Source organism: Amycolatopsis sp. QT-25 (assembly GCF_029369745.1).
Classification (GTDB): Bacteria; Actinomycetota; Actinomycetes; order Mycobacteriales; family Pseudonocardiaceae; genus Amycolatopsis.
Map to the genome: position 1 here is coordinate 2,819,334 of NZ_CP120210.1, position 23,243 is coordinate 2,842,576.

Annotated in this window: 21 protein-coding genes; 12 read left to right on the forward strand and 9 right to left on the reverse strand. The window is 68.7% G+C overall.

Translation table 11 applies throughout. The features are described 5' to 3' along the window. The first annotated feature begins 13 nt into the window (after nt 1-13). From P3102_RS13255 to P3102_RS13265, 3 genes are all read left to right on the forward strand, one after another. On the forward strand, nt 14-1,420 hold the full coding sequence (locus P3102_RS13255) for a replication-associated recombination protein A (RefSeq protein WP_276369336.1): 1,407 nt from the start codon (nt 14-16) through the stop codon (nt 1,418-1,420). 153 nt (nt 1,421-1,573) lie between these two features. Next, nucleotides 1,574-2,674 carry a hypothetical protein gene (locus P3102_RS13260; RefSeq protein ID WP_276369338.1) on the forward strand — a complete coding sequence of 367 codons (1,101 nt, stop codon included), beginning with the start codon at nt 1,574-1,576 and terminating at the stop codon, nt 2,672-2,674. A gap of 350 nt (nt 2,675-3,024) precedes the next feature. Beyond that, nucleotides 3,025-3,372 carry a hypothetical protein gene (locus P3102_RS13265; protein WP_276369339.1) on the forward strand — a complete coding sequence of 116 codons (348 nt, stop codon included), beginning with the start codon at nt 3,025-3,027 and terminating at the stop codon, nt 3,370-3,372. 263 nt (nt 3,373-3,635) lie between these two features. On the opposite strand, the gene P3102_RS13270 is transcribed toward P3102_RS13265, so the two are convergent. From P3102_RS13270 to P3102_RS13285, 4 genes are all read right to left on the reverse strand, one after another. Then, nucleotides 3,636-6,017, reverse strand: coding sequence for a glycosyl hydrolase family 18 protein (locus P3102_RS13270; RefSeq protein ID WP_276369341.1), 2,382 nt, complete (start codon nt 6,015-6,017; stop codon nt 3,636-3,638). A gap of 179 nt (nt 6,018-6,196) precedes the next feature. Then, nucleotides 6,197-6,889, reverse strand: a complete 693-nt coding sequence (locus P3102_RS13275; protein WP_276369343.1) for a VOC family protein — start codon at nt 6,887-6,889, stop codon at nt 6,197-6,199. 145 nt (nt 6,890-7,034) lie between these two features. Continuing rightward, entirely contained in the window at nt 7,035-9,113 is a 2,079-nt protein-coding gene (locus P3102_RS13280) for a phospholipase C, phosphocholine-specific (protein WP_276369344.1), read from the reverse strand. A gap of 256 nt (nt 9,114-9,369) precedes the next feature. Beyond that, complete coding sequence (locus P3102_RS13285) at nt 9,370-9,771, reverse strand: hypothetical protein (protein ID WP_276369346.1); 402 nt, start codon at nt 9,769-9,771, stop codon at nt 9,370-9,372. 127 nt (nt 9,772-9,898) lie between these two features. Here P3102_RS13285 and P3102_RS13290 point away from each other — a divergent pair, with 127 nt between their 5' ends. From P3102_RS13290 to P3102_RS13320, 7 genes are all read left to right on the forward strand, one after another. Continuing rightward, nucleotides 9,899-10,294 carry a DUF948 domain-containing protein gene (locus P3102_RS13290; RefSeq protein WP_276369347.1) on the forward strand — a complete coding sequence of 132 codons (396 nt, stop codon included), beginning with the start codon at nt 9,899-9,901 and terminating at the stop codon, nt 10,292-10,294. Further along, nucleotides 10,291-10,602 (forward strand): hypothetical protein, encoded by a 312-nt coding sequence (locus P3102_RS13295; RefSeq protein WP_276369349.1) that lies wholly within the window; start codon nt 10,291-10,293, stop codon nt 10,600-10,602. Before P3102_RS13290 ends, P3102_RS13295 begins: the two co-directional genes overlap by 4 nt. Nucleotides 10,603-10,700: 98 nt before the next feature. Beyond that, complete coding sequence (gene alaS, locus P3102_RS13300) at nt 10,701-13,364, forward strand: alanine--tRNA ligase (RefSeq protein WP_276369351.1); 2,664 nt, start codon at nt 10,701-10,703, stop codon at nt 13,362-13,364. Next, nucleotides 13,357-13,860, forward strand: coding sequence for a Holliday junction resolvase RuvX (gene ruvX / locus P3102_RS13305; RefSeq protein ID WP_276369352.1), 504 nt, complete (start codon nt 13,357-13,359; stop codon nt 13,858-13,860). Before alaS ends, ruvX begins: the two co-directional genes overlap by 8 nt. Next, nucleotides 13,857-15,659 (forward strand): endolytic transglycosylase MltG, encoded by a 1,803-nt coding sequence (gene mltG / locus P3102_RS13310; RefSeq protein ID WP_276369354.1) that lies wholly within the window; start codon nt 13,857-13,859, stop codon nt 15,657-15,659. The genes ruvX and mltG overlap by 4 nt, the downstream gene beginning before the upstream one ends. Before the next feature lie 13 nt (nt 15,660-15,672). Next, the gene (locus P3102_RS13315) at nt 15,673-16,524 is read left to right on the forward strand and encodes a shikimate dehydrogenase (protein ID WP_276371142.1); all 852 of its coding nucleotides are present in this window, start codon (nt 15,673-15,675) and stop codon (nt 16,522-16,524) included. Nucleotides 16,525-16,581: 57 nt separating this feature from the next. Then, nucleotides 16,582-17,886 (forward strand): GrpB family protein, encoded by a 1,305-nt coding sequence (locus tag P3102_RS13320; protein WP_276369356.1) that lies wholly within the window; start codon nt 16,582-16,584, stop codon nt 17,884-17,886. Here P3102_RS13320 and P3102_RS13325 read toward each other — a convergent pair whose 3' ends face one another. Further along, nucleotides 17,887-18,567 (reverse strand): TetR family transcriptional regulator, encoded by a 681-nt coding sequence (locus P3102_RS13325; protein ID WP_276369357.1) that lies wholly within the window; start codon nt 18,565-18,567, stop codon nt 17,887-17,889. 17 nt (nt 18,568-18,584) lie between these two features. Further along, nucleotides 18,585-19,007 (reverse strand): hypothetical protein, encoded by a 423-nt coding sequence (locus P3102_RS13330; protein ID WP_276369360.1) that lies wholly within the window; start codon nt 19,005-19,007, stop codon nt 18,585-18,587. A gap of 152 nt (nt 19,008-19,159) precedes the next feature. On the opposite strand from P3102_RS13330, the gene P3102_RS13335 reads away from it, so the two are divergent. Beyond that, nucleotides 19,160-20,359 carry an endonuclease/exonuclease/phosphatase family protein gene (locus tag P3102_RS13335; RefSeq protein ID WP_276369361.1) on the forward strand — a complete coding sequence of 400 codons (1,200 nt, stop codon included), beginning with the start codon at nt 19,160-19,162 and terminating at the stop codon, nt 20,357-20,359. Between the two features lie 3 nt (nt 20,360-20,362). Here the strand turns inward: P3102_RS13335 and P3102_RS13340 are convergent, their stop codons facing one another. Next, nucleotides 20,363-20,992 carry a maleylpyruvate isomerase family mycothiol-dependent enzyme gene (locus tag P3102_RS13340; protein WP_276369363.1) on the reverse strand — a complete coding sequence of 210 codons (630 nt, stop codon included), beginning with the start codon at nt 20,990-20,992 and terminating at the stop codon, nt 20,363-20,365. Between the two features lie 92 nt (nt 20,993-21,084). Here P3102_RS13340 and P3102_RS13345 point away from each other — a divergent pair, with 92 nt between their 5' ends. Continuing rightward, nucleotides 21,085-22,026, forward strand: coding sequence for a D-2-hydroxyacid dehydrogenase family protein (locus P3102_RS13345; RefSeq protein WP_276369365.1), 942 nt, complete (start codon nt 21,085-21,087; stop codon nt 22,024-22,026). Here P3102_RS13345 and P3102_RS13350 read toward each other — a convergent pair. Both P3102_RS13350 and P3102_RS13355 read right to left on the reverse strand, forming a co-directional pair. Continuing rightward, entirely contained in the window at nt 22,016-22,840 is an 825-nt protein-coding gene (locus P3102_RS13350) for a serine hydrolase domain-containing protein (protein ID WP_276369367.1), read from the reverse strand. The two genes, P3102_RS13345 and P3102_RS13350, sit on opposite strands and share 11 nt — an antisense overlap. Nucleotides 22,841-22,947: 107 nt before the next feature. Further along, complete coding sequence (locus P3102_RS13355) at nt 22,948-23,214, reverse strand: HPr family phosphocarrier protein (RefSeq protein ID WP_276369368.1); 267 nt, start codon at nt 23,212-23,214, stop codon at nt 22,948-22,950. Nucleotides 23,215-23,243 lie beyond the last annotated feature (29 nt).

The following is a 23,243-nucleotide window of genomic DNA, read 5'->3' on the forward strand; positions in this document are numbered from 1 at the left end:
TACCGTCGACACCGTGGCACAGGACGAACTCTTCACCGTGAACCCCGACCTCGGGCCGCCGCCGGGGCATGCCGAGCCGAGGGAGGTCGTGGGGGACGGGCCCCGCGGAGAGGGGGGCGGGAAGAACGCCGACCCGGCAAGCTCACCGCTGGCGGTGCGGATGCGGCCGCGGTCGCTCGACGAGGTCGTCGGCCAGCAGCATCTGCTGCGCGAGGGCGCGCCGCTGCGACGGCTCGTCGAAGGCGCGGCCCCGGCCTCGGTGCTGCTCTACGGCCCGCCGGGGACGGGCAAGACCACGCTGGCGAACCTCGTCTCGGCCGCGACCGGCCGCCGGTTCGTAGCGATGTCGGCGTTGTCGGCCGGGGTGAAGGAGGTGCGCGGGGTGATCGAGGAAGCCCGCCGCCGCCGGAACTACAACGCCGAGAACACGGTGCTCTTCATCGACGAGGTCCACCGGTTCTCCAAGACCCAGCAGGACGCCCTGCTCGGCGCCGTCGAAGACCGGACGGTGCTGCTGGTGGCCGCCACCACGGAGAACCCGTCGTTCTCCGTCGTCTCGCCGCTGCTTTCGCGGTCGCTGGTGCTCCAGTTGCGGCCGCTGACCGACGCCGACATCGTCGCGCTGATCGACCGCGCGCTGGCCGACGAACGCGGTCTCGGTGGCGAACTCACCCTGACCGAGGACGCCCGGGCGCATCTGGTGCGGCTGGCCTCCGGGGACGCGCGGCGTGCGCTGACCGCGCTGGAAGCGGCCGCGGACGCGGCGAGCGCGACCGAGGCCAAGACGATCGACCTCGCCATCGTCGAGTCCACAGTGGACAAGGCGGCGGTGCGCTACGACCGTGACGGCGATCAGCACTACGACGTCATCAGCGCGTTCATCAAATCGATCCGCGGTTCCGATGTCGACGCCGCGCTGCACTATCTGGCGCGGATGATCGAAGCGGGGGAGGACCCGCGGTTCCTTGCTCGCCGCCTGGTGGTGCACGCGAGCGAGGACATCGGCATGGCCGATCCGACGGCACTGCAGTCGGCCATCGCGGCGGCGCACGCCGTGCAGTTCATCGGGATGCCGGAAGGCCGTCTCGCGCTGGCGCAGGCGACCGTGCACCTGGCGACGGCGCCGAAGTCGAACGCCATCGTCACCAGCATCGACGCCGCGCTCAGCGACGTCCGTTCCGGGCGGATCGGCACGGTACCGCCGCATCTGCGGGACGGGCATTACGCGGGGGCGGAGAAACTCGGAAACGCGAAGGGCTATCGGCATCCGCAGAAAGTGCCGGAAGGTGTTCTGGCGCAGCAGTACCCACCGGACGAACTGGTCGGCCGGGATTATTACGAACCGACACAGCGCGGGGCGGAGCGGACGTTGTACGAGCGGGTGCCGAAGCTGCGGCGCACCGTTCGGGGGGAGCGGTAGCCCGCATTCGGAGTAATGCCAAGGTGATCGGTAACGTTCACTGATCATGGGGATATATCCCCGGTGGCTGGGGGATCACCGGGTTGTCACGCTGGGTGGGATTCCCCGTGCTCGACCACGACGGCGAGCAGAACGGAATCGACAACCTCACCTATGACGATCAAGGACAATTCCAGTGTTCGCAAGTTGATGGCCTCCTCCGTCGCCGTTCTCGCCGCGGCGACCGTCGCGACCGGGGTGCTCGCTCCGGCGGTGGCGACCGCCGCTCCGGCCGGAGCTTCGGCTCCCGCGACACAGATGTCGGATGAGCTGCGCACCGACGCAGCCGCCGTCGTCGGGCTCACGGTCACCCCAGAACTGCTGCGGATCAGTGAAAGCGACTTCGTCCACGAGATCTACCGGGCCGCGAAACTGCGTGGCGAGACCGCGCAGGAGGTCCAGTTCGCGGCACTCGACGCCTACAACGGCGGGTGGACCTCGTTGTTCCTGAAGACCGGGATCTACGAGGCACAGCAGCGGGATCTGGCCCGGGAAGCGATTCGTCAGGCCCGGCGCGCGGAGCGGCAGCCCGCCGCTACGCTGCTCGGCTTCGAGTTGACCTCGATCCTGCTGACCCAGGACGACAAGAACTTCGTCTTCGCGCTGTGGGAACGGGCCGCCGGCGGGTCGTTCGTGAAGTCCGCCGCGGGCAAGGCGTTCAGCGGAACTCCGGCGGAACACAAGGAGTTCATCGTTCGCGGGATCTTCGTCGAGCACCAGCGTGATGTGGACGCGGCGAAGGAAGCGGCCGAGAAGGAAGCCGCGGAAAAGAAGCTCCGCGACGCGCGGGTGAAGGCGGCCGCCGTCGTCGGCATGGACCCTGCCCTGGCCGCGCAGCTCACGGACGAGTACTTCGTGCAGCAGATCTGGACCTGGGACCTGGCGCCTCGGGACTCCGAGGTGTGGTACCAGGCTTACCGCAGCCAGACGCCGGAGCAGTGGCGGACTTTCATCGACACCGGCATCTTCGAAGCCGCGGCCAAGGACAAGGTGGACGCGATCAAGATCCGCGCCGCCGCCGTCGTCGGTATCGAGGCCGGATACGCCAGGTATCTTCAGGAAGGGCCCTTGGTCCGCGAGATCTGGAGCAAGGCGAGGTCCGGGAGTCAGGTCCAGGCCGCCGCCTATCGGGCCCTGCAAAGCGAGTCTCCCGCGCAGTGGCGAGTCTTCCTGGAAACGGGCATTTTCGTCGCCGATGCGGCGGACAAGTCCTGAGGATTTTCTCGGGGCGTTCGTGTGGGTGAGTGCCTGTGTGGCTGCGGCGGGCGAGGGGATGTTCCGTGAAGGGCCCCTTGAGGGACCCAGGGTCCATCGAGGGGCCCTTCACGGAACGGAAATCCCTCGGGCTCAGTGGTGCCGCCAGTCACGAGGGGGCGCGTGAAGGACCCTTTCGCTGAGTTTGTCTGCCGCCAAGTGACGAAAGCGACCAGAAACCATGCCTTGCGGAGAAAATCACCGTTGAATCGGCAGGCGCGAACCAGAACAGTAAAGCTCCCTTGGGATTCTCTTGATCCCGTCCTGGACAGTTGGACCATTCCCGTTCGGTTCAGCGTCGCGCGCCGAACATGTCCGTCAGCGAGTATCCCGCGCATGGACATTCCAGGGTCGGTGTTCCCGACGCGCTGGCGTCGCGTATGTCGATGGCCGAACACCACGAATATCTGAGCCGCCGCTCGATGCTCAAGGTGACCGAGACCGTGTTCTCATCGCGGGTGCGCTACACCGGATACTCGTTCCTCGCCATCGACGTCGAGCCCGCCTGGCCCGGCTGCCGGATCGCGCTGACCGTGCGGACCCTGCGCAACGACGGCGTCGAGATCGACCGGTTCACCCTGCGCCGCACCGCGTGTCTTCACCGGTCGCGGCAAGCGTCGGCTCTCTCGGCGGTGATCCCGGAGACGCTTGATGTATAACGATATATACGGTTCCGCGGGAGAAATCGACATTGTCGGCTGGGCGACGGTGAACGAGCCACCCGATCGTCTCCGCTGTCGAACGCGTCGGTCGGCCAAAATCACCTTTCCGGTGACCGGGACGATCCTCAACGCGGGCACGTGACTCCGACCATGCCCCTCAACGAGTCGTCTGGCCCCGCGGAAGCTCCGACGCCAGGAAAGGTCCTTTCCTTGCGAAATTCGCAAGGAAAGGACCTTTCCTGGCGCGCTGCCGGGCTCGGTCAGGCGGGGGTCCAGAGGGCGGGCACGTTCGGCGGCTCCCAGCCGGGCAGGGACCGGTGGCCCTGCCGGCACACGTATGCCGCGCCGTTGTGGGTCACACGAGCACCGGCGGCGTAGTCGGTGTTCGGCTTCCAGGCGTCGGACGGCACCGTGGTGGTCGTCGTCGGGGTGGTGGTGGTCGTTCGCGTCGTCGTCGGACTGGTCGTGGTGGTGGTTGTCGTACCGGTGGTAGTGGTGGGGGTGGTGGTCGTCGGCGGGGCGCCGCCGCCACGGGGGTGGTCCGACGCGATCGCGTACGTCGTCCCGCCGAAAGTGAACGTGAAGTTCGACGGCGACGCGATCGGCATGTAGTAGTTCAGCCGGATTTCGACGGTGGCGCCCGGCGCGATGGTCTGCCAGGTCGGCACGGTCACCGCGACGTGCTGGAAGTCTCCCTTCATCCCGCCGACGTTGGGCCCGCTGTGGCCCTTGCTCGTGACCGTCAGGCCGAAGCCTGACTGGTCGGACATGCTGCCGGGCGCACTGGTGCCGTAGTCGAACTCGATCTTCGTCCCGCCGGGGATGGTGGTGGTCGAATTGTTGGTGATGCGCATTCGCGGGGTGATCGGGTAGTTCGCGTCGCCCAGCGCGAATCCGGTCAGGTCGACGTTCGCGTTCAGCACCGACGAGGGCGCGGGACGCGACGACTTGGTGTTGCCGTACGGGGCGGCGCCACGCAGGCCGTCGTTGATCTTCGTGATCAGCGTGTCGCCCATGAAGTACTGGCCCTTGGCCTCGTCGAAGGCGTAGTCGCCCGCCAGTTCCCAGATCATGATGCCGCCGATGCCCTTGTCGGCCACGTACTTGGCCTTCGTGGCGAGCGAAGCTTCGTCCTCAGTGGACAGGAACACCTTCTTGTCGTTGTTCCACAGCCACGGTGTCACCATCGTGGTGTCGTAGAACCTGTTGTAGTTGCCCGAAACCCGGTCCGTCGGATCGGTTTTCGGGTTGAGCCCGTAGGCCTCCAGATAGTCCGGGGTGATCTCGTTCTCGAGGTTCTTCGCGTGCCACATGGGGTTCGCGCCGGCGGGGACTTCGCCACCGGCCAGACCCAGATCGTGCCAGAGGTTGTCGATGCCGATCGCACCGTTGCCGCACGGCACCGTCGAACCGACCTGGGATCCGGTGCCCGGTGGACACTGTTTCTGATCGGGCAGTGGAGCCTTGCCCCACAGCCCGTTCGTCCCGCCGGACACCCCTTGCCAACCGCGGGTGTAGAACCCGATGCCGATGTTGATCCGGCCGGCTTGCATGGCGCCTCGGAAGTAGTGATAGGCCCAGTCGGTGTTGAGATAGCCCTGCCCGTCGTACTGCGGTGTCGTGTACACCTGCCAGTGCGCGAGTTCCGCGTCGTTGCCCGCGTCGTAGAGCGCCGCGTTCGGCCCGACGAACTGGTTCCACGCGCCGTGCAGGTCGTAGCTCATCATGTTGGCGTAGTCGAGATACCGGGTGACACCGTAGACTTCCTGGCCGCGCAACAACCAGCCGGACGCGGGTACGGCGGCCGTCAGCAGATAGTGCCTGCCGTCGGCGGCGCCCGCCCTGTCGAGCTTCTCGCGCAGCGTGCGCATCAGGTTCTCGTAGCCCGCCCAAAGGGTGCCGCGGTTGGCCTGCGCGATCCAGTAGTCGTCGGGGTTTCCGGCGTAGCTCGCCGACGTCGCGTACTCGTAGTCGATGTCCGCACCGTTGAATCCGTAGGTGCGCAGGAACTCCACGACGGAATCCGCGAAGACGTCGATACCCGCCTGGGTCTGCGTCATCTTGTAGAACCCGCCCGAGGCGTTACGGGTGCCGTCGGGGTTGAGGAAGCCGCCCGTCTCGGCCCAGCCACCGATCGAGATCAGCGACTTCACGGTGGGATTCTGCTTCTTGTACTTGGTCAGCAGGTTGAAATGTCCCTTGTAGGGCAACGACGGGTCCATCTCGGCGCCGGGGACGCCCGGCCATTCCATGCCGATGGACTCGTTGGTCGCGCTCGGCGCACCGACCGACACCTTGTTCTGCGCGTCGACGTGGGCGAACGCGTAGTTGAGATGGGTGACCTTCGACCACGGGATGTTGTTGACCAGGTAGGCCGGTGCGCCGTTCTTGCCGGTGCGCCAACTGGTGAAGTAGCCGATCACGCGGCGGGAATGCCCTTCCCCCAGGGATTCCCGGCCCGCGGTGTCGTAGACGGTGCAGTAGGGGGTGTCGACGCCGGGTGTCCGGTACAGCCCGTCGGGGCGACAGTCCTCGTGGCCTGCCGCGCTCGACGTGGACGGGGTGATGACGACGATCATGAGTCCGGCCAGCGTGATGAGCGACGCCAGCAGAGGGAGTAGTTTCCTGGTTCTCCTTGGCACGCCGAACCTCCGACAGTGGAAGATGGCCCTCGGTCAGAGCAGCTTGGGCCGCTGAACCGGCGTGCGTCAATAGGTGTAGACCAATTTCCGTCCGGTGCCGTACGGCGGAGCGTACCTGTGGTTCGTCAGGTCCGGTCCGGGTCGAGGACGGCCATAGCCTCGGCCGTATCCCGTGCGTGCTATGACGCCTTTTCCCGCGTCACGACGGAAAACTCGTTCCCGTCGGGATCCGCCATCTCCACCCGGTCTTCCCCCGCGCCGAGCCGGGTCGCGCCGAGTGCGACGAGCCGTTCGACCTCCGGAAGTGAGCCGTGCAGAACGAAATGGAGCCGGTTCTGCCCGGTCTTCGGCGTGAACGGCGGTCCGCCCCAGGTGATCTTCGGGCCGCCGTGCGGTGACCGGATCGCGGTCTCCTCGTCCTGATCCCAGACCAGCGGCCAGCCGAGCGCCTTGCTCCAGAAGTAGCCGACCTCCCGTGAACCGTCGCTCGCCACCGCGCCGACGAAACCGCATTCGGCGAGGAACCTGTTGCCCGGTTCGATGACGCAGAACTCGTTGCCCTCGGGGTCGGCGAGCACCACGTGCTCCTCCTCGGGGAGCTGGCCGATGTCGATATGCCTGCCGCCGAGTTCGAGTGCCTTCGCCACTGTCCGTCGCTGATCTTCGAGGGATTCGCTCGTCAGGTCGAAATGCATCTGGTTCTGGCGGGTCTTCGGTTCTTCCGACGGCAGGAAGCGGAGCCGGAAACCGGTGTCGTCGTGCGGGACCAGGGTGTCGCCGTCGGTTTCCCAGGCGAGCAATCCCGCCCAGAAGCGCGCCAGACGTCGCGGGTCGTGTGCGGCGAAACAGAGCGTGTGCAAGGTGACGGCCATAAGCGACGCTAGAAACGACGGCCACCAGAACGCAACCGAATAAGCGGGGAGGTCGTGGGAAGCGGCAACCATCAAGCCCAAGTACCTGAAGGCCCCCTTCCTGTACCCAGGCGCAAGGAAGGGGGCCTTCATGTACTTCTGAGCCTCAGCAGGAGACGCCGGTCCGCCCGTTCTCCACCCGCGCGGTCAGCGTCCGCAGGAACGAGGGGTCCCCGTCCGCGGTGACCTTCACGTCGTACCAGCCACCCGGAACCGGCCAGTCCACCGTGGCCGAACGCCCGGCACCGACCCGCACGACGCGGGTGAACCGCGACGACGAAAGCCGCAGCGTCAGCGCGGTGGTGCCGGAGTTGGACAGCTTGAATTCGACACCCGAGCGCCACGTCGGGAATCGCGTCCGGACATCGACACCCGCGGCGGCCCCGCGACGATTTCCGCGCAGTTCCCACCACGACCGGTTCGGGCCCTGGACGACCACGCGGTACTCGTCACCGGACGGCCGAACGAGTTCCGTGGCCTCCCCGCGGACGTCGCGGTGCGCGGGCTCGGCGAACTCGCCCTTGTACGGGTACAGCGCGAAATGCGCCGAGGAGGAGCCACTGTTGGCCAGCGAAAGCGCCAGATTCCCCGACTTGTCCACCGAACCGGACACCGACACCTGATACGGCAGCGGACGGGACGGCCGCGTGCCGGGCTCGGCCACGGGCAGGCTCTGCTCCGCCGGAGCGGACGGCCGCCACCGGCTGATCGGCGCGGGCACCGGACCGGGCCGGTTCACCCGCGGCTGACGTCCGGCACGCGAGAAATCGAAGGCGCCGGTGAGGTCACCCGCGACGGTCCGCCGCCACTTGCTGATGTTCGGCTCGGCGATCCCGGTCCAGCGCTCGAGGAACCGCAGCACGGAGGTGTGGTCGTACACGGTGGAGTCGACGTTGCCGCCGATCGACCACGGCGAGACGACCGTCATCGGCACGCGCGGCCCGAAACCGAGCGGCTGGCCGTTGAAGTGGTCCGCGTCGTTGGCGGCGTTCCCGGGCGGCATCGGTGGCGGGACATGGTCGAAGTAGCCGTCGTTCTCGTCGAAATTGATCAGCAGCACCGTTTTGGACCACGTCTCGCGGTCGGAAGCCAGCGCGTCGAGCACGCGATAGATCAGGTTCGCGCTGCCGACCGGCGTGGACGCACCGGGGTGCTCGGAGTCCTTCGCGGACGGCACCAGCCAGCTGACCGCGGGCAGCCGCCGCGCCTGGATGTCCGCCTTCAGCCGGGTCACCAGCGTCTCCGGCTCGCTGCGGTACATGGCCTTCTTGAACAGGTTCCGCTCGGCGGGCGTCAGCTTCGCGATCCCGGCGTCGAACTGCGCCAGCAGTTTCGCGCGCTCCTCCGGGGTCTTCTTCGGCAACGCGTCGTAGAACTCTTCGGTGGTGCGGAACTTCTCCTCGACCGAAGCGAGGATCTTCGTGCCGACCTTCTTGAACGGCACGAAGTACTCGACGGCGTTGTCGGTGAAGTTGTCCCACTCCTGGTAGATCTGCCACGGCACCCCGGCGGCCTCGAGGCGCTCGGGGTACGTCGTCCAGTCGTAGCCCTTGTGGTCGTAGGAGTACGCCGCGTTCGTCACCGCGCGGTTCGTCGTGCTGCCCGGTTCGAAACCCGTCGTCCCGGTCCACAGGAAGTTCCGGTTCGGGTTGGTCGAGCCGAAGATCGAGCAGTGGTAGGCGTCGCAGAGGGTGAACGTGTCCGCGAGTTCGTACTGCAGCGCGATGTCACGGCGCTCGTAGTAGGTCATGGTCGCGGGGGTCTTCGCCGCGATCCAGCCGTTGTTCCAGCCACGCGCCCACGCCTTGCCGCTGCCGTTCCAGCTGTGGTCCAGGTCGCCGAGGTACTGGATGTCGTCCGGTTTCCGGCCGGCGAGTTCGGCCGCCTTGCGCACCGAGAACGGCAGCACCGTGCCACCGGCGGGATTCGGCTGCTCGAACACCGATTTCCCCGACGGGAGTTCGAGCGGGTGGGTGTCGGAGAAGCCCCGGACGCCGCGCAGGCTGCCGTAGTAGTGGTCGAACGACCGGTTCTCCTGCATGAGCACGATCACGTGCTCGATGGCGTCGAGTCCGCCGCGCCGCATGGGTTCGGACATGGCGGCGTGCACGGACGGCGGGAGCAGGGTGGTGGCGGCCGCGGCGCCGGTGGCGCCCAGCAACGTACGGCGTGACAGTTCAGGCATGCCCGAACCTTGACCCAGTAACATGAACGTCACAAGAACCGAACCGGTCGACTCGGAGTCGGCAGCCGGAGGACGACACGGCGGTTCCCGTGTGCGCAGTGTCCCGTCCGTACGAACCCTGGATGGCCGTGCTTCCCGAGCGTCACGACGAAAACGACAGTGGGGTGGACCACACGACCCCGAGGCCGGCCGACCCCGGAGGTCGCCGCCGCGTCTTCGTCCGCCGGATCGCGCTCGGTGTCGTCGGCGCCGCCTGTTACGGAGTTCTCCTCCTCGTCGCGCTCTCCAGCGTGCCGGACCTGCCCACCGCGCTGGTCCCCAGGCCGGTACCCGTGCCACCGGCGACGTCCCAGCCGGTCGCCACACCGCCACCCACGACACCGCTGCCCGTCACACCGCCGCCCGTGACCCCGCCGCCCCCGACGACAACGCCGGGCGGGCCTCCAACGGTTTCACCGCCGGAATCGCGGGGAGCGCCGGAGCCAGGCCGGGGAGCTTCGCGTCCGAGCATCAGGACTGCTCCGGTCCGGGCCGCGACCGCACCCGGCTCGCCCGACGTGCGGGCCCCCGCCCCGGCCTCCTCGCCGCCGGGCAACGACCGCCGCAACAGCCGCGCGCCCGACGGGCCGCCCGGGCAGACGAGGCCCCCGCCGCCCAAGGGCGGGCGCTGACGTCCGTCCCCGGATCACTGCGCTGAGTGACCGTCCGGTGGGGTGACCCCGCCGAACGGCCGCTCGCGCGGTAACCTCACGTGCACCAAGACCGCAGACCCTTGAGGAGGGCCCGTGTCGGCAGGGCAGATCGCCGCGCTGATCGCCGCAGGAGCGTTCGTCGTACTCGTCGTGCTGCTCGCGATCGTGCTGTTCAAGCTCGGCCGGACCCTGGACGAGGCCACGATCGCGATCCGCAAGGCGCACGAGAACACCGATCCGCTGCTGATCGGCGCGAACGAGACGATCACGCACGTCAACGCGCAGCTGGAGCGAGTCGACGGCATCACCGCCAACGCGCAGGCCGTCACCGGCAACGTGTCCGCGCTGTCGTCGGTGTTCACCGCGACGCTCGGCGGACCGCTGGTGAAGACGGCCGCGCTGTCCTACGGCCTCAGCAAGGCCCTCAAGGCGCGCCGCAAGAAGGCGGAAGCGAAGGCCGCCCGCCCGGCGAAGCGGGGCCGCAAATGAAGCGCCTCTTCTGGCTCGGCGTCGGCGTGGTCGCCGGCGTCGCCCTGTCACGCAAAGCGACCGAAACCGCTCGCCAGGCCACGCCCACGGGGCTGGCCTCGAACCTGGGCGACGCCGTGCGGGAACTCGCGGGCGCCGTCGGTTCTTTCGGCGCGGAGGTCCGCGCCGGGATGAGCGAGCGGGAACAGGAGCTGCACGAGATGGTGTCCGAACGTTCCGGCTTGAGCACGGCCCTCGAAGGCCCTGCGGGCAGGCACGCGGCTCAGCCGCGTCGCCCCGCCCGGCGAGCTCGCCGGGCGGAGGGCTGATCCGGTCGCGTCCGCGACCGGAAGAGCCAGCCCCCCGCCGTTCCGGCCTGTCCGCACCTCCAGCGCCTTCGCGCGAGCCCGTATACAAGGACGAACCCGTGGAAACACACGAAATCACCCAGCGTTTTCTGAGCCATTTCGAGCACAAGGGACATACGCGCGTCCCGAGCGCGCCCCTGATCCTCGACGACCCCAACCTGCTGTTCGTCAACGCCGGCATGGTCCAGTTCAAGCCGTACTTCCTCGGCGAGGCCCCGCCGCCGTACCCGCGTGCGACCAGCGTCCAGAAGTGCGTCCGCACGCCGGACATCGACGAGGTCGGCAAGACCACGCGGCACAACACGTTCTTCCAGATGGCCGGGAACTTCTCCTTCGGCGACTACTTCAAGGAAGGCGCCATCGAGGCGGCCTGGGAGCTGATCACCAAGCCCCAGAGCGAAGGCGGCTACGGCCTCGACCCGGCACGCATCTGGGCGACGGTCTACGAGGACGACGCCGAGGCGGCGGGCCTGTGGAAGAAGCTCACCGGCCTGCCCGGCGAGCGCATCCAGTCCCGTGACGGCAAGGACAACTACTGGGACATGGGCGTGCCCGGTCCCGGTGGCCCCTGCTCGGAGATCTACTACGACCGCGGCCCGGATTACGGCCGCGAGGGCGGCCCGGTCGCCGACGAGGACCGCTACATCGAGATCTGGAACCTCGTCTTCATGCAGGACGTGCGGGGGGACAAGAGCCCGAAGCACGGCCACAAGCCGATCGGTGAGCTGCCGAAGAAGAACATCGACACCGGGATGGGTGTCGAGCGGGTCGCGACGATCCTGCAGGGGGTCGAGAACGTCTACGAGACCGACCTCGTCCGCCCGGTGATCGGCCGCGCCGAGGAGTTCTCCGGCCGCCGCTACGGCGGCGACCACACGGACGACGTCCGGTTCCGGGTCATCGCCGACCACGCCCGCACCGGTGTCCTGCTCATCGGTGACGGTGTCACCCCCGGCAACGACGGCCGCGGTTACGTGCTCCGCCGCCTGCTGCGCCGCATCATCCGCTCCGCGCGCCTGCTCGGCGTGCACGAGCCGGTGCTGCCCGCCTTCGCGGCGGTCGTCCGCGACACCATGGGCCCGACCTACCCCGAGCTGGTCTCCGGTTTCGACCGCATCGAGGACGTCGTGCGCGTCGAGGAGGAGGCGTTCCTCTCCACGCTCACCAGCGGTTCGCGCATCTTCGACCTCGCGGCCGAGGAGACCAAGCGCTCCGGCGGTGCGCTGCTGGCCGGCGACAAGGCGTTCCAGCTGCACGACACCTACGGCTTCCCGATCGACCTGACCCTGGAGATGGCGTCCGAGCAGGGCCTGACCGTCGACGAAGAGGGCTTCCGCACGCTCATGAACGAGCAGCGGCAGCGCGCGAAGGCCGACGCGGCGTCGCGCAAGACCGGTCACGGTGACCTGTCCGAGTACCGCAAGGTGCTCGAACAGCACGGCGAGACCGAGTTCCTCGGCTACACCGACCTACAGGCCGAAGCGAAGGTCGTCGCGCTGCTCGAAGACGGCGTGCCGGTGCGCAGCGTCGGCGCGGGCAAGCAGGCGGAACTGGTCCTGGACCGCACGCCGTTCTACGCCGAGAGCGGCGGCCAGGTCGCCGACACCGGTGTCCTGCTCGGCGACGGCGTCGAGCTCAAGGTCCACGACGTGCAGAAAATCGTGCCGGGCCTGTTCGTGCATCGCGTCGAGGTGCTCGACGGCGAGATCGGCCTCGGCACCGCGCTGACCGGTTCGGTCGACCAGCACCGCCGCCTGTCGATCGAGCGGTCGCACTCCGCGACGCACCTGGTCCACGCGGCCGTGCGCGGCGCGTACGGCCGGCGCGCGGCCCAAGCCGGTTCGCTGAACTCGCCGGGCCGGATGCGCTTCGACTTCACCACCTCCGGCGGGGTCTCGGCCGACGTGCTGACCGAGGTCGAGGAGGAGGTCAACGACTACCTCCAGACCAACGTCGAGGTGAACACCTTCGTCACCACCAAGGACAAGGCCCTCGAACTGGGCGCGGTCGCGCTGTTCGGCGAGAAGTACGGCAACGACGTCCGCGTCGTCGACATGGGCGAGTACTCCCGCGAACTCTGCGGTGGCACCCACGTCGACCGCATCGGCCGGCTGGGCCTGGTGAAACTGGTGGGCGACTCGTCCATCGGATCCGGCGTGCACCGCGTCGAGGCGCTGGTCGGCACGGACGCGCTCAAGTACGTCCGCAAGGAGCAACTGCTCGTCTCGCAGCTCGCGAACACCTTCAAGGTGCCGTCGGAGCAGCTTCCGTCGCGGATCGAAGACGTGCTCACGCGGCTCAAGAACGCCGAGAAGGAGATCGAGCAGCTGCGCACCCGGCAGGTGCTCGGCTCGGCGGGCTCGCTCGTGGACAAGGCCGAGGACATCGGCGGGATCGCGGTCGTCGCGGAGAAGCTCGGCGAGGGCGTCGACTCGAACGGTCTGCGCGCGCTGGCCTCCGACATCCGCGGCAGGCTCGGCGACCGTCCCGGCATCGTCGCGCTGTTCGCCCCGCAGGGCGAGAAGGTCGCCTTCGTCGTCGCCACCACCAAGGCGGCGCAGGAGAAGGGGATCGCGGCGGGCAAGCTCGTCCCGTCCTTCGCCGAGGCGATCGGCGGCCGCGGCGGCGGCAAGCCGGACATGGCCCAAGGCGGGGGCACCGACCCGGCCGGGACCGACCAGGCCATCGCCTCACTGCGCGCGGCGGTCGCCCAAGGTGGCTGACGACGCTTCCCAGCGGCGCCTGGATCGGCCAGGGGAATCCGATCCGGGGCGTGGCAGGCGGCTCGGGGTGGATGTCGGATCCGTCCGGGTCGGGGTCGCGCTCAGCGATCCCGACCCCATCCTCGCGAGCCCGCTGGTCACCCTCCCTCGCGACGCGGCGGGCGACAAGGACGTCGACCGGCTCGTCGGCCTCGTCACGGAACACGACGTCGTCGAAGTCGTCGTGGGCCTGCCGAGGACGCTCAAGGACCGTCATGGCCCGGCGGCCGAAGCGGCGCTCGACTACGCCGAAAAGGTCGCCGCCAGGATCGCCCCGGTGCCGGTGCGACTGGCCGACGAGCGGTTGACCACGGTGACGGCATCCAGGATGCTGTCGCAGCGTGGGGTGAAGGGACGCAAGCTTCGTGCCGTCGTCGATCAGGCGGCCGCGGTCGAGATCCTGCAGGCGTGGATCGACGCGGTAGCGGCACATCGCGCACGGAAGGGCGATACATGACCGAGCCCCACGGCCGGCCCGAGCGCAGTCAGGGCGGCAGACGACGGTTGCGGGAGCCTGAGGAGGCCATCCAGCCGCCGGCCCCGCCCCGTCGAAGGCCCGCCGAACCCCAGCCCACGGGACGACGGCACATCCGGCAAGAACCCCCCGAAGCGCCGCCCGTGCGGCGTCCGGTGGAAGAACCGCCCCGTGCCCGCCGGTCTCCCGAGGAGCCGCCACCGCGCGTCCGGCGTGCCGCCGAAGAGCCGCCGCCTCCGGCGCAACGCCCGGTCCCGCCGAGGCGGGCTCCGGAACCCGCGGCTCCTTCGCCGCCTCCCGCACCGCAGCGGCGGTCCCCCCAGCCGGGTGGCCGAGGTCTCGGCACGCCCGGCTACGCCCAGGACGAGCCGCCCCGTCCCGGCCGCCGCAGACGCATCGAGGACGACGGCCCGCTCCCGGACGAGCGGCCGACCGACGTCCTCCCCGCGATCCAGGAGGCTCCGATGGCCCGGCGCCCCGGCGCCGCTCCTTCTTCGCCGCCTCAGGGCAGCGAAGCGGAATACCACGAGATCTTCGGCGATGACGCGTACGACGACTATGACGAGTACGAGGATTACGAGGACTTCGACGACGACGATCGCGCCGAGCCGGAACGCATCGAGGACGAGCGCCCGGAACGTCAGGGGCCGCCGCCCAAGAAGCGCAAGAAGAAGCGCGCCGTGGGCTGGATCGCCGCGCTGGCCGTGCTGGTCCTGCTCGCCGGCGGCGCCTACTACGGGTTCACCGAGATCTTCGGTTACGACGACTACGAAGGCACCGGCGAGAGCGACGTCCTCGTCCAGGTGGAGAAGGGCGACTCGACCTCCGCGATCGGCAACCGGTTGCAGGCGGCCGGGGTGGTCGCCAGCGGCAAGGCGTTCGTGAAGGCCGGCGAGGACAACACCGCCGTCTCGCGGCTCCAGCAGGGCTACTACGTCATGAAGACGAAAATGTCCGGTGCCAGTGCGGTCGAGAAGATGACCGCCCCCGCGTCGAAGGTCGGCCAGGTCGAAATCCGCCCGTACACCCAGTTCGACGACATCACCCAGCCCGACGGCAAGGTGACCCCGGGCGTGTATTCGTCGCTGTCCAAGGCTTCCTGCGCCGATCTGAACGGCAAGAGCACCTGTATCCCGGTCGAGGAACTGCGGAAGACCGTCGAGACCGCGGACCTGGCGAACCTGGGTGTCCCCTCGTGGGCCATCGAGGCCGCCACGAAGGCCGAGCACAAGGACCGGCGGCTCGAAGGCCTGATCGCTCCTGGCATCTTCAACGTCAAACCTGGCTGGACGGCCGAGGAACTGCTCACCGACGTCGTGAAGATCTCGGCGAAACGCATCCTCGACGCCGGGTTGAGCGAGCAGTCCAAAGGCGAAGGCAGGACACCGTACGAGACGCTCGTCATCGCGTCGATCATCGAACGCGAGGCGGTGAAGGTCGACTTCGGGAAGATTTCGCGGGTCATCTACAACCGGCTGGCCGACAAGATGCGGCTCGAGATGGACTCGACGGTCAACTACGTTCTCGACCGGCCGACTTTGCTCACGAAACCCGAAGAACGAGATAAAGCGGGCGCGTACAACACGTACAAATCCTTCGGGCTGACTCCGACGCCGATCGCGGTGCCCAGTGCGGAAGCGATCCAGGCCGCGCTGAAGCCGACCGCGGGGGAGTGGCTGTTCTTCGTCAAATGCGAGAAGAACGGGCTCTCCTGCTTCTCGGTGACGAACGACGAGCACAACAAGAACAAGCTGGACGCACAGAGGCGCGGTGTCTACTAACCGCAAAGCCGCGATCCTGGGAAAGCCGGTCGAACACTCGCTCTCGCCCGTGCTGCACGGCGCCGCCTTCCGGGCGCTGGGCCTGGACGGCTGGACCTACGAGCGGGTCGAGACGGACGGTCCCGGGCTGCCCGCGTTCGTCCGCGGTCTCGGTCCGGAGTGGACCGGGCTTTCGGTGACCATGCCAGGGAAACGGGCCGCGCTGGAGTTCGCCGACGAGGTCACCCCGCGTGCGGCGGCGGTCGGCGCGGCGAACACGCTGGTGCGCAGGGAAACCGGCTGGCTGGCGGATTGCACCGACGTCGACGGGGTCACCGAGGCACTGCGGATCGCGGGGGAGTACTCGCCCGGCTCTGGCGACACCGACGACGACGCCGACGACACCGCCGTCGTGCTCGGGGCGGGCGGGACCGCCGCCGCGGCCGTCGTCGGGCTCGCCTCGCTCGGCGTGCGGACGGTGCGGCTCGTCGTGCGGGATCCCGCACGGGCGACGGAAACGGTCGCGGCGGCTCAGCGGGCCGGGCTCGACGTCGAGGTCCTCCGCTGGGCCGAGGCCGACTTCGGGAGGCTCGCGGACGGCTCGGCGGTGCTGGTGAACACCGTGCCCCCGGACGCGGTCCGCCCGCATCTGGCGGAACTGGCCCGGATCGGCTGCGTCCTCGACGTGATCTACCATCCCTGGCCGACCGCGCTCGCCGAAGCCGTCGCCGACCAGGGCGGAAGGCTCGCGACCGGACTGGACATGTTGCTGCATCAGGCTTTCGGGCAGTCCGAGTACTTCACCGGGCAGCCGGCGCCGCGGGCGGAGATGCGGGACGCGCTGCGTGCGGCGACCGGCGGGATATTTCCGCTGCCGATCTCCTGACAAGATCGCCCGGGTTCGATAATCTGGCCGACTGCCTTGAGAGAGGAACGAGGGGTCGTGCCTGAATCCGATCGAGACGATTACACCGAAGAAGACATCCACAACGCGTGGGTCGAGCAGGCTCCGGTGCTCGATTCCACCGTCACGCTGGCCGAATACGACCCGGAGTGGCCCGCCCTGTTCGACCGGGAAGCGAAGCGCCTCAGGGGGATCCTGGGGGAAGACGCGCTGGTCCTGGAGCACGTCGGCTCCACGTCGGTACCGGGACTCTGCGCGAAACCGATCATCGACATCCTGCTGATCGTGGCCGATTCGGACGACGAGGACGCCTATGTGCCGCAGTTGGAGGCCGCAGGCTACCGGCTCGTCATCCGCGAGCCGGAGCGGGAGAAGCACCGAGCCTTCAAAGGCCCGGACACCGATGTCAACCTGCACGTCTACTCGCCGGACAACGGCCAGACCGAGCGGTACCGGCTCTTCCGCGACCGCCTGATCGCGCACGAAGACGAGCGGAAGCGCTACGAGGCCGAGAAACGCGAACTGGCATCGCGCACCTGGAAGTACATCCAGCAGTACGCCGATGCCAAGACCGGGGTGATCGACGAGATCATCGAGCGGGCGCGCGCGGCCCGGCTCGAGGTACTTTCTTCCACCGAGAGCGCGAAAACACAGTACGACGGGTTCGCCCGGCGCTACGCGGCGCACGCCGAAACCAGCAGCACCAACGCCCACTACGACCGTCCCGCCATGGTCGAGCTGGCCGGGGACGTGGCGGGCAAACGGGTGCTGGACGTCGGCAGCGCGGCCGGCCACCTCGGTGCCCTGCTCGCCGCGAAGGGCGCGGACGTCCTCGGCGTCGACGCCAGCGCCGGCATGGTCGCCATCGCCAGGGAGAAGTTCGGGGACGTCGCGAAGTTCGAGACGGCGGACGTCTCGCGGCCGATGCCCTTCCTGGCCGACGGCTCGATCGACGTCATCACGGCGTCGCTCGTGCTGCATTACCTGAAGGAGTGGGCCCCGGCGCTGGCGGAGTTCCGGCGGGTGCTCAAACCGGGCGGGCTCCTGGTGTTCTCGGTGCACCATCCCGGTGAGGACTGGCGCTGGTTCGGGAAGCGGGACTACTTCCGGCTCGAACTGCTGGAAGACGAGTTCCCGGCGGGCCAGAAGGTCCGGTTCTACCGGCGGCCGCTGAGCTGGACGTTCGGCGCGGTGCGGGACGCCGGCTTCGCGGTCGACAGGCTGGTCGAGCCGATGCCGGACGAGGCGATCGCCGGGTCGGACCCGAAGTGGTACGCGAAACTGCGAACCGAGCCGCGGTTCCTGTACTTCCGCACGGTCCGGGAGAACCCCGCAAGTAGGTGACTAAGTGCGGGGAAGGGTGGCATCGTCTCGCTTCCCCAGGTCCCGGATCAGCGAAACGATCTCCCGGCTCACCGGCCTCAGCACGCGCAGCCGCGAGAGTCCCACCAGCCGCGCGATCAACGGGACCGTCCGGTCCACCAGCATCCGGCTGCGTTTCTGGCCGGGGGAGCGGTCGTGGACCCAGAACAGCACGACACCCATCTGGTACAGCCACAGCAGGTCGGGCAGGTCGTCGCGCAGGTCCGGGTCGAGTTTCACGTCGGAGTCGGCGATGGCGTCGCGCATCAGGCCGATCGAGGCGTCGCGCGCGGGCGAAGACTCGTCGCTGAACGGGCTCAGCGGCGAGTCCGGGTCGGCGGCGTTGACGAAGAACTGGGTGCCGAAGCGGTGATACGGCTCGGCGACGTCGAGCCAGGCGAGCAGGACCGCCTTGAGCCGCGCGCCGAAGTCCCGCTCACCTTCGATCGACTGGCGCACGGTCGTCAGGTGCGCCTTGGCGATCTCGTCGTAGAAACCTTGGACCAGCTGGTCTTTCGAGGCGAAGTAGTAGTAGGCGTTCCCGACCGACACACCCGCTTCGGCGGCGATGGCCCGCATGGTCGTGCGGTCGTAGCCGTTCTCGGCGAACAACCGTAACGCGGTCGCCACGATCAGTGATTTGGTTTCCTCACTCTTCGCCACGACTGCACGTTATCCGGTCAGGGGGCGGGGTGCGGAGCGGGCGCCGGGTAGCCGGGGTAGGGCGGTGGTGACGACACGGGCCGCGTGGCCCCGTGGTGGAGGTGCTTGCGCCGGATGCCGTTGAACACCAGCACGTTCCCGACGTGCATCACACCGAGCACGAGCGCCACGGTGCCGACCTTGACCGAGAGCATCTCGAAGACGTCGCGCGCGTCGAGGACGACGTCGTCGCTGGTCAGGAACAGGGTCACGAAGCCCAGGCTGACCAGGTGGAACCCGACGACGAGCAGGTGGTTGACCGACTGCGCCAGCGCTTGCTCGTCCGGGAAGACGTCTTCGAGGAACGTCTTGCCGTGCCTGCTCAGCGTGCGGGCGACCAGCACGGTCAGCGGGACGGTGATGGCCAGGTAAAGCACGTAGGCCATGACTACGGGTTGCATGGAGACCTCCTTTTGAACGTGTTCAAGAAGGGACCGTAGCCGAGTTTTTGAACGCGTTCAAGAGACGCTGTTCATCTGAAGCTCATCCGTGTGGCCGCGTCGAGTGCGTAAGGTCGCACCGACTGTCGCCCTCGAACAGGGAGTTCAAGACCGTGAAACGCATCGCCGCCGTGCTCACCTCGGGCGCCTTGCTGGCCGGGACGCTGCTGGCCGCCGCCCCGGCGGAAGCCACCGTCGGGCACAACGTCCGCTTCGCGACGTACAACGCTTCGCTCAACCGTGGTGCCGCCGGTCAGCTGGTGACCGACCTGGCGCAGCCGGGCAACGCCCAAGCGGGCGAGGTCGCCGAGGTGATCCAGCGCACCCGGCCGGACGTGCTGCTGATCAACGAGTTCGACTACGTGCCCGGCAATCGCGCCGCCGATCTGTTCCGCGAGAACTACCTCGAACGCGGCCAGAACGGTGCCGCGCCGATCGACTACCCGTACGCCTTCACGGCGCCGTCGAACACCGGCGTCGCGACCGGCGTCGACCTCGACCGCAACGGCCAGGTCGGCGGCGGCAACGACGCGCACGGCTTCGGTCTCTTCGAGGGCCAGTACGGCATGCTCGTGCTGTCCAAGTACCCCATCGACACCAAGAGTGTGCGGACGTTCCAGAAGTTCCGCTGGAAGGACATGCCGGGCGCGCTGCTCCCGGACGACCCGGCCACCCCGGCGCCGGGTGACTGGTACTCGCCGCAGGCACTCGACGTGCTGCGCCTGTCGTCGAAGTCCCACTGGGACGTCCCGGTGCGCGTCGGCCGCTCGACCGTCCACTTCCTGGCCGCGCACCCGACGCCGCCCACCTTCGACGGCCCCGAAGACCGCAACGGCACCCGCAACCACGACGAGATCCGCTTCTGGGCGGACTACGTGACCCCGGGCAAGGGCCGCTACATCCACGACGACAGCGGCCGCCGCGGTGGCCTCGGCGCGCACGAGAAGTTCGTCGTCGCCGGCGACTACAACTCCGACCCGCTCGACGGGGACAGCGTCCCGGGCGCGATCTCACGCCTGCTGAACGCGCCGCGCGTCTTCGAGACCCGGCCGGGCAGCGAAGGGGGCGTGCGCGCCGCCCAGGACCAGGGGGGCGCCAACATCGGCCACCAGGGCGACCCCTTCTTCGACACCGGCGACTTCACCGACAACGCGCCGGGAAACCTGCGGATCGACTACGTCCTGCCGTCGAAGGGCCTGTTCCCCTGGCGCGCCGAGGTCTTCTGGCCGCTGCCCGGCTCACCGCTGGCCCGGCTCGACGACGCTTCGGACCACCACCTCGTCCGGGTCGACGTGTTCGTCCCGCGCTGGTGACGGTCAGCCGGCGCCGAGCCGGACGATGCCCGGGCCGGTGAGCGTGGCGAGGCCGACGCTTCGGCCGCTCACGGCCAGGAGCAGATCGGCGAGCGGGCCCCGAACCTCCTCGGGGCCCGTACCTCCGGTCCACTCGGCGTCGGTGGCGATCAGCCTGAGGTCCTTGCAGCGCTTTTTGGCACCCCAGAATGGGCTGACCAGCAGATGCTCCAACGCCGCGATCGACGGCTTCTCCGGCATCGGCCGGGTGATGCCGAGCGGACGGGCGACGTCCTGGCCGTGGATGAGGACGTCGGCGAGCGGGTCGATCGGTTTGGCACCGGGTGAGCGGCGCCGCGAGCCGGCGTCCTCGCGGATCTGGGCGACGAGTTCGGCCGGGGTGAACCGGGCGGCGTAGGCGACGGCCTGGTCGACGTTCATCCGGTCCCAGTCGCCCTTGGCCTCGACGATGCCGGCGAGGGTGTCCTTGAGCCGGTTCCTGGTGGTCTGCGCGAGATGCCCCGCCATCGCGTGGACCGTCCATTCCGGACACAGGGTGGTCACCGACCAGTCTTGCTCGGTGAGCCCCTCGAGGAGATCCGCGAAGCTCAGCCGTTCCGTTTCGGTCCAGGCCGAGATCTCGCCGTCGTTCATCCCGCTCCTCTGTTCTGGGATACAGCTCGACGCCATGAAACCAGAGTCCTCGCCGTCGGAGTTCTTCGAAAGAGCTGAACTAGCCTGAGGGCATGAAGATCGCGATTCTGGACGACTATCAGGAAGTGGCGCTCGGCTTCGGCGACTGGAGTTCCCTCGGCGCCGAGATCGAGGTGTTCACGAAGCCGTTCGCGGATCCCGCCGACGTGGTGGGCCGCCTCCGGGACTTCGACGTCGTGGTCGCGATGCGCGAGCGCACCCGCTTCCCCGCCGAGGTCCTCGACCGGCTGCCCGCGCTCAAGCTGCTGGTGAGCACCGGCCACCGCAACGCCGCCGTCGACGTGGCCGCCGCCCGCCGCAACGGCGTGGTCGTCTCCTCCACCGGGTACATCGCGGCCCCGGCGGCCGAGCACACCTGGGCGCTCATCCTCGCCGCCGCCCGGAACGTGCCGCTGGAATCGCGGAACATGCGCGAGGGCGGCTGGCAGACCACCGTCGGCACGATCCTGTCCGGCAAGACCCTCGGCCTGCTCGGACTCGGCAGGCTCGGCGCCGGCGCGGCCAAGATCGGCCAGGCGTTCGGCATGGAGACCATCGCCTGGAGCCAGAACCTGACCAGGGAGAAGGCCGCTTCCCACGGCGTGACGGCGGTGTCGAAAGCGGAGCTGTTCGCCCGTGCCGACGTCCTGTCGGTCCATCTGGTGCTCAGCGACCGCAGCCGCGGACTGGTCGGCGCCCCCGAACTCGCCGCGATGAAGCCGACGGCGATGCTGGTCAACACCGCACGCGGACCGATCGTGGACGAGGCCGCGTTGGTGGACGCCTTGCGCCGCAAGGAGATCGCGGTCGCCGCGCTGGATGTCTACGACGTCGAGCCGTTGCCCTCGGAGCATCCGCTGCGGAAGCTGGACAACGTCGTGCTCACCCCGCACATCGGCTACGTCACCCGGGAGGCCTACGAGATCTTCTACCGCGACGCGGTCGAGGACATCGCGGCCTTCCAGGCCGGTTCGCCGATCCGTGTCATGGAGTGAGGCCGCGCACCTCGGCCAGCACGGCGTCGGTGTAGGGCGGCCACGCCTCGGCGGCCCAAGGTCCGAAAGCGCGGTCGGTGAGCGCGACGCAGGCGGCACCGGCGTCGGGATCGACCCAGAGGAACGTACCGGACTGCCCGAAGTGGCCGAAGGTCCGCGGTGAACTCGACGATCCGGTCCAATGTGGACTCTTGTGGTCGCGGATCTCGAAACCGAGGCCCCAGTCGTTCGGTTTCTGATGCCCGAAGCCCGGCAGGACACCGGAAAGGCCGGGGAAGACCACGGAAGTCGCCTCGCGCGCCGTTTCGGCGGCGATGAGCTTCGGCGCCTGCACCTCGGCGGCGAACGCGACCAGGTCGTCCACGGTGGACTCCGCCCCCGAGGCGGGGGAGCCGGTCAGCTTGGTCGCCTTCATGCCCAGCGGCCGGAAAAGCGCCTCCGCCTGGTAGTCGGCGAAGGGGATGCCGGAGTGCTCGGTGAGCGCGTCGGCGAGCTGCTCGAAGCCGGCGTTGGAGTACAGGCGCCGGTTGCCCGGCGCGGCCATCGGCTTGTGCTCGGTGAAGGCCAGGCCCGAGGTGTGCGCGAGCAGATGCCGGATCGTGGAGCCCTCCGGCCCGGCGGGGGTGTCGAGTTCGACGACGCCCTCTTCGATGGCGATCAGCGCGGCGTAGGCGGTGAGCGGCTTGGTCACCGACGCCAGCTTGTACACCTTCGTGGTGTCGCCGTGCGTGCCCAGCACGTCACCGGCGGCGGTCACCACGGCCGTGGCGGCATTGTCGACCGGCCACTGTTCGATCTCGCGCACGCTGTCCATGTCCCACACCCTACGAAGCCCGGGCCGGTCGGGGCGGCCCGGGCTTCGGAGAGTCCGCCGACGTCGATCGCGGTCGCGGGTTCAGCCGGGACACACGGCAATCGAGATCAGGCGTCGAGGTCGGTCGCCACCAGCTCGGCGATGGCGTCGACGGCTGCCTCGGCCCCCTCGCCTTCGGCACTGATGACGACCTCGTCGCCGTAGGCGGCGGCGAGCGTCATCAGGTTCAGCACGCTGCCGGCCGCGACCGGGTCGCCACCCGCCTTGGCGATGGACACCGCGACGGGCTGCGCCGCGGCCGCCTTGGCGACCGTCGCCGCGGGCCTGGCGTGCAGGCCCACCTTGCTGGCCACGGTGACGCGTTTCTCCGGCATGTTCGTTCCCTTTCGTGCCTTCGGTTCTG

Excerpts from the sequence above, each read along its gene's own strand:
- P3102_RS13340 (WP_276369363.1), bottom strand. The coding sequence starts at position 20,992 with ATGAACGACGGCGAGATCTCGGCCTGGACCGAAACGGAACGGCTGAGC.
- P3102_RS13275 (WP_276369343.1), bottom strand. The coding sequence starts at position 6,889 with ATGGCCGTCACCTTGCACACGCTCTGTTTCGCCGCACACGACCCGCGA.
- P3102_RS13350 (WP_276369367.1), bottom strand. The coding sequence starts at position 22,840 with ATGGACAGCGTGCGCGAGATCGAACAGTGGCCGGTCGACAATGCCGCC.
- P3102_RS13265 (WP_276369339.1), top strand. The coding sequence starts at position 3,025 with ATGTCCGTCAGCGAGTATCCCGCGCATGGACATTCCAGGGTCGGTGTT.
- P3102_RS13260 (WP_276369338.1), top strand. The coding sequence starts at position 1,574 with ATGACGATCAAGGACAATTCCAGTGTTCGCAAGTTGATGGCCTCCTCC.
- P3102_RS13355 (WP_276369368.1), bottom strand. The coding sequence starts at position 23,214 with ATGCCGGAGAAACGCGTCACCGTGGCCAGCAAGGTGGGCCTGCACGCC.
- P3102_RS13280 (WP_276369344.1), bottom strand. The coding sequence starts at position 9,113 with ATGCCTGAACTGTCACGCCGTACGTTGCTGGGCGCCACCGGCGCCGCG.
- P3102_RS13345 (WP_276369365.1), top strand. The coding sequence starts at position 21,085 with ATGAAGATCGCGATTCTGGACGACTATCAGGAAGTGGCGCTCGGCTTC.
- mltG (WP_276369354.1), top strand. The coding sequence starts at position 13,857 with ATGACCGAGCCCCACGGCCGGCCCGAGCGCAGTCAGGGCGGCAGACGA.
- P3102_RS13295 (WP_276369349.1), top strand. The coding sequence starts at position 10,291 with ATGAAGCGCCTCTTCTGGCTCGGCGTCGGCGTGGTCGCCGGCGTCGCC.
- P3102_RS13330 (WP_276369360.1), bottom strand. The coding sequence starts at position 19,007 with ATGCAACCCGTAGTCATGGCCTACGTGCTTTACCTGGCCATCACCGTC.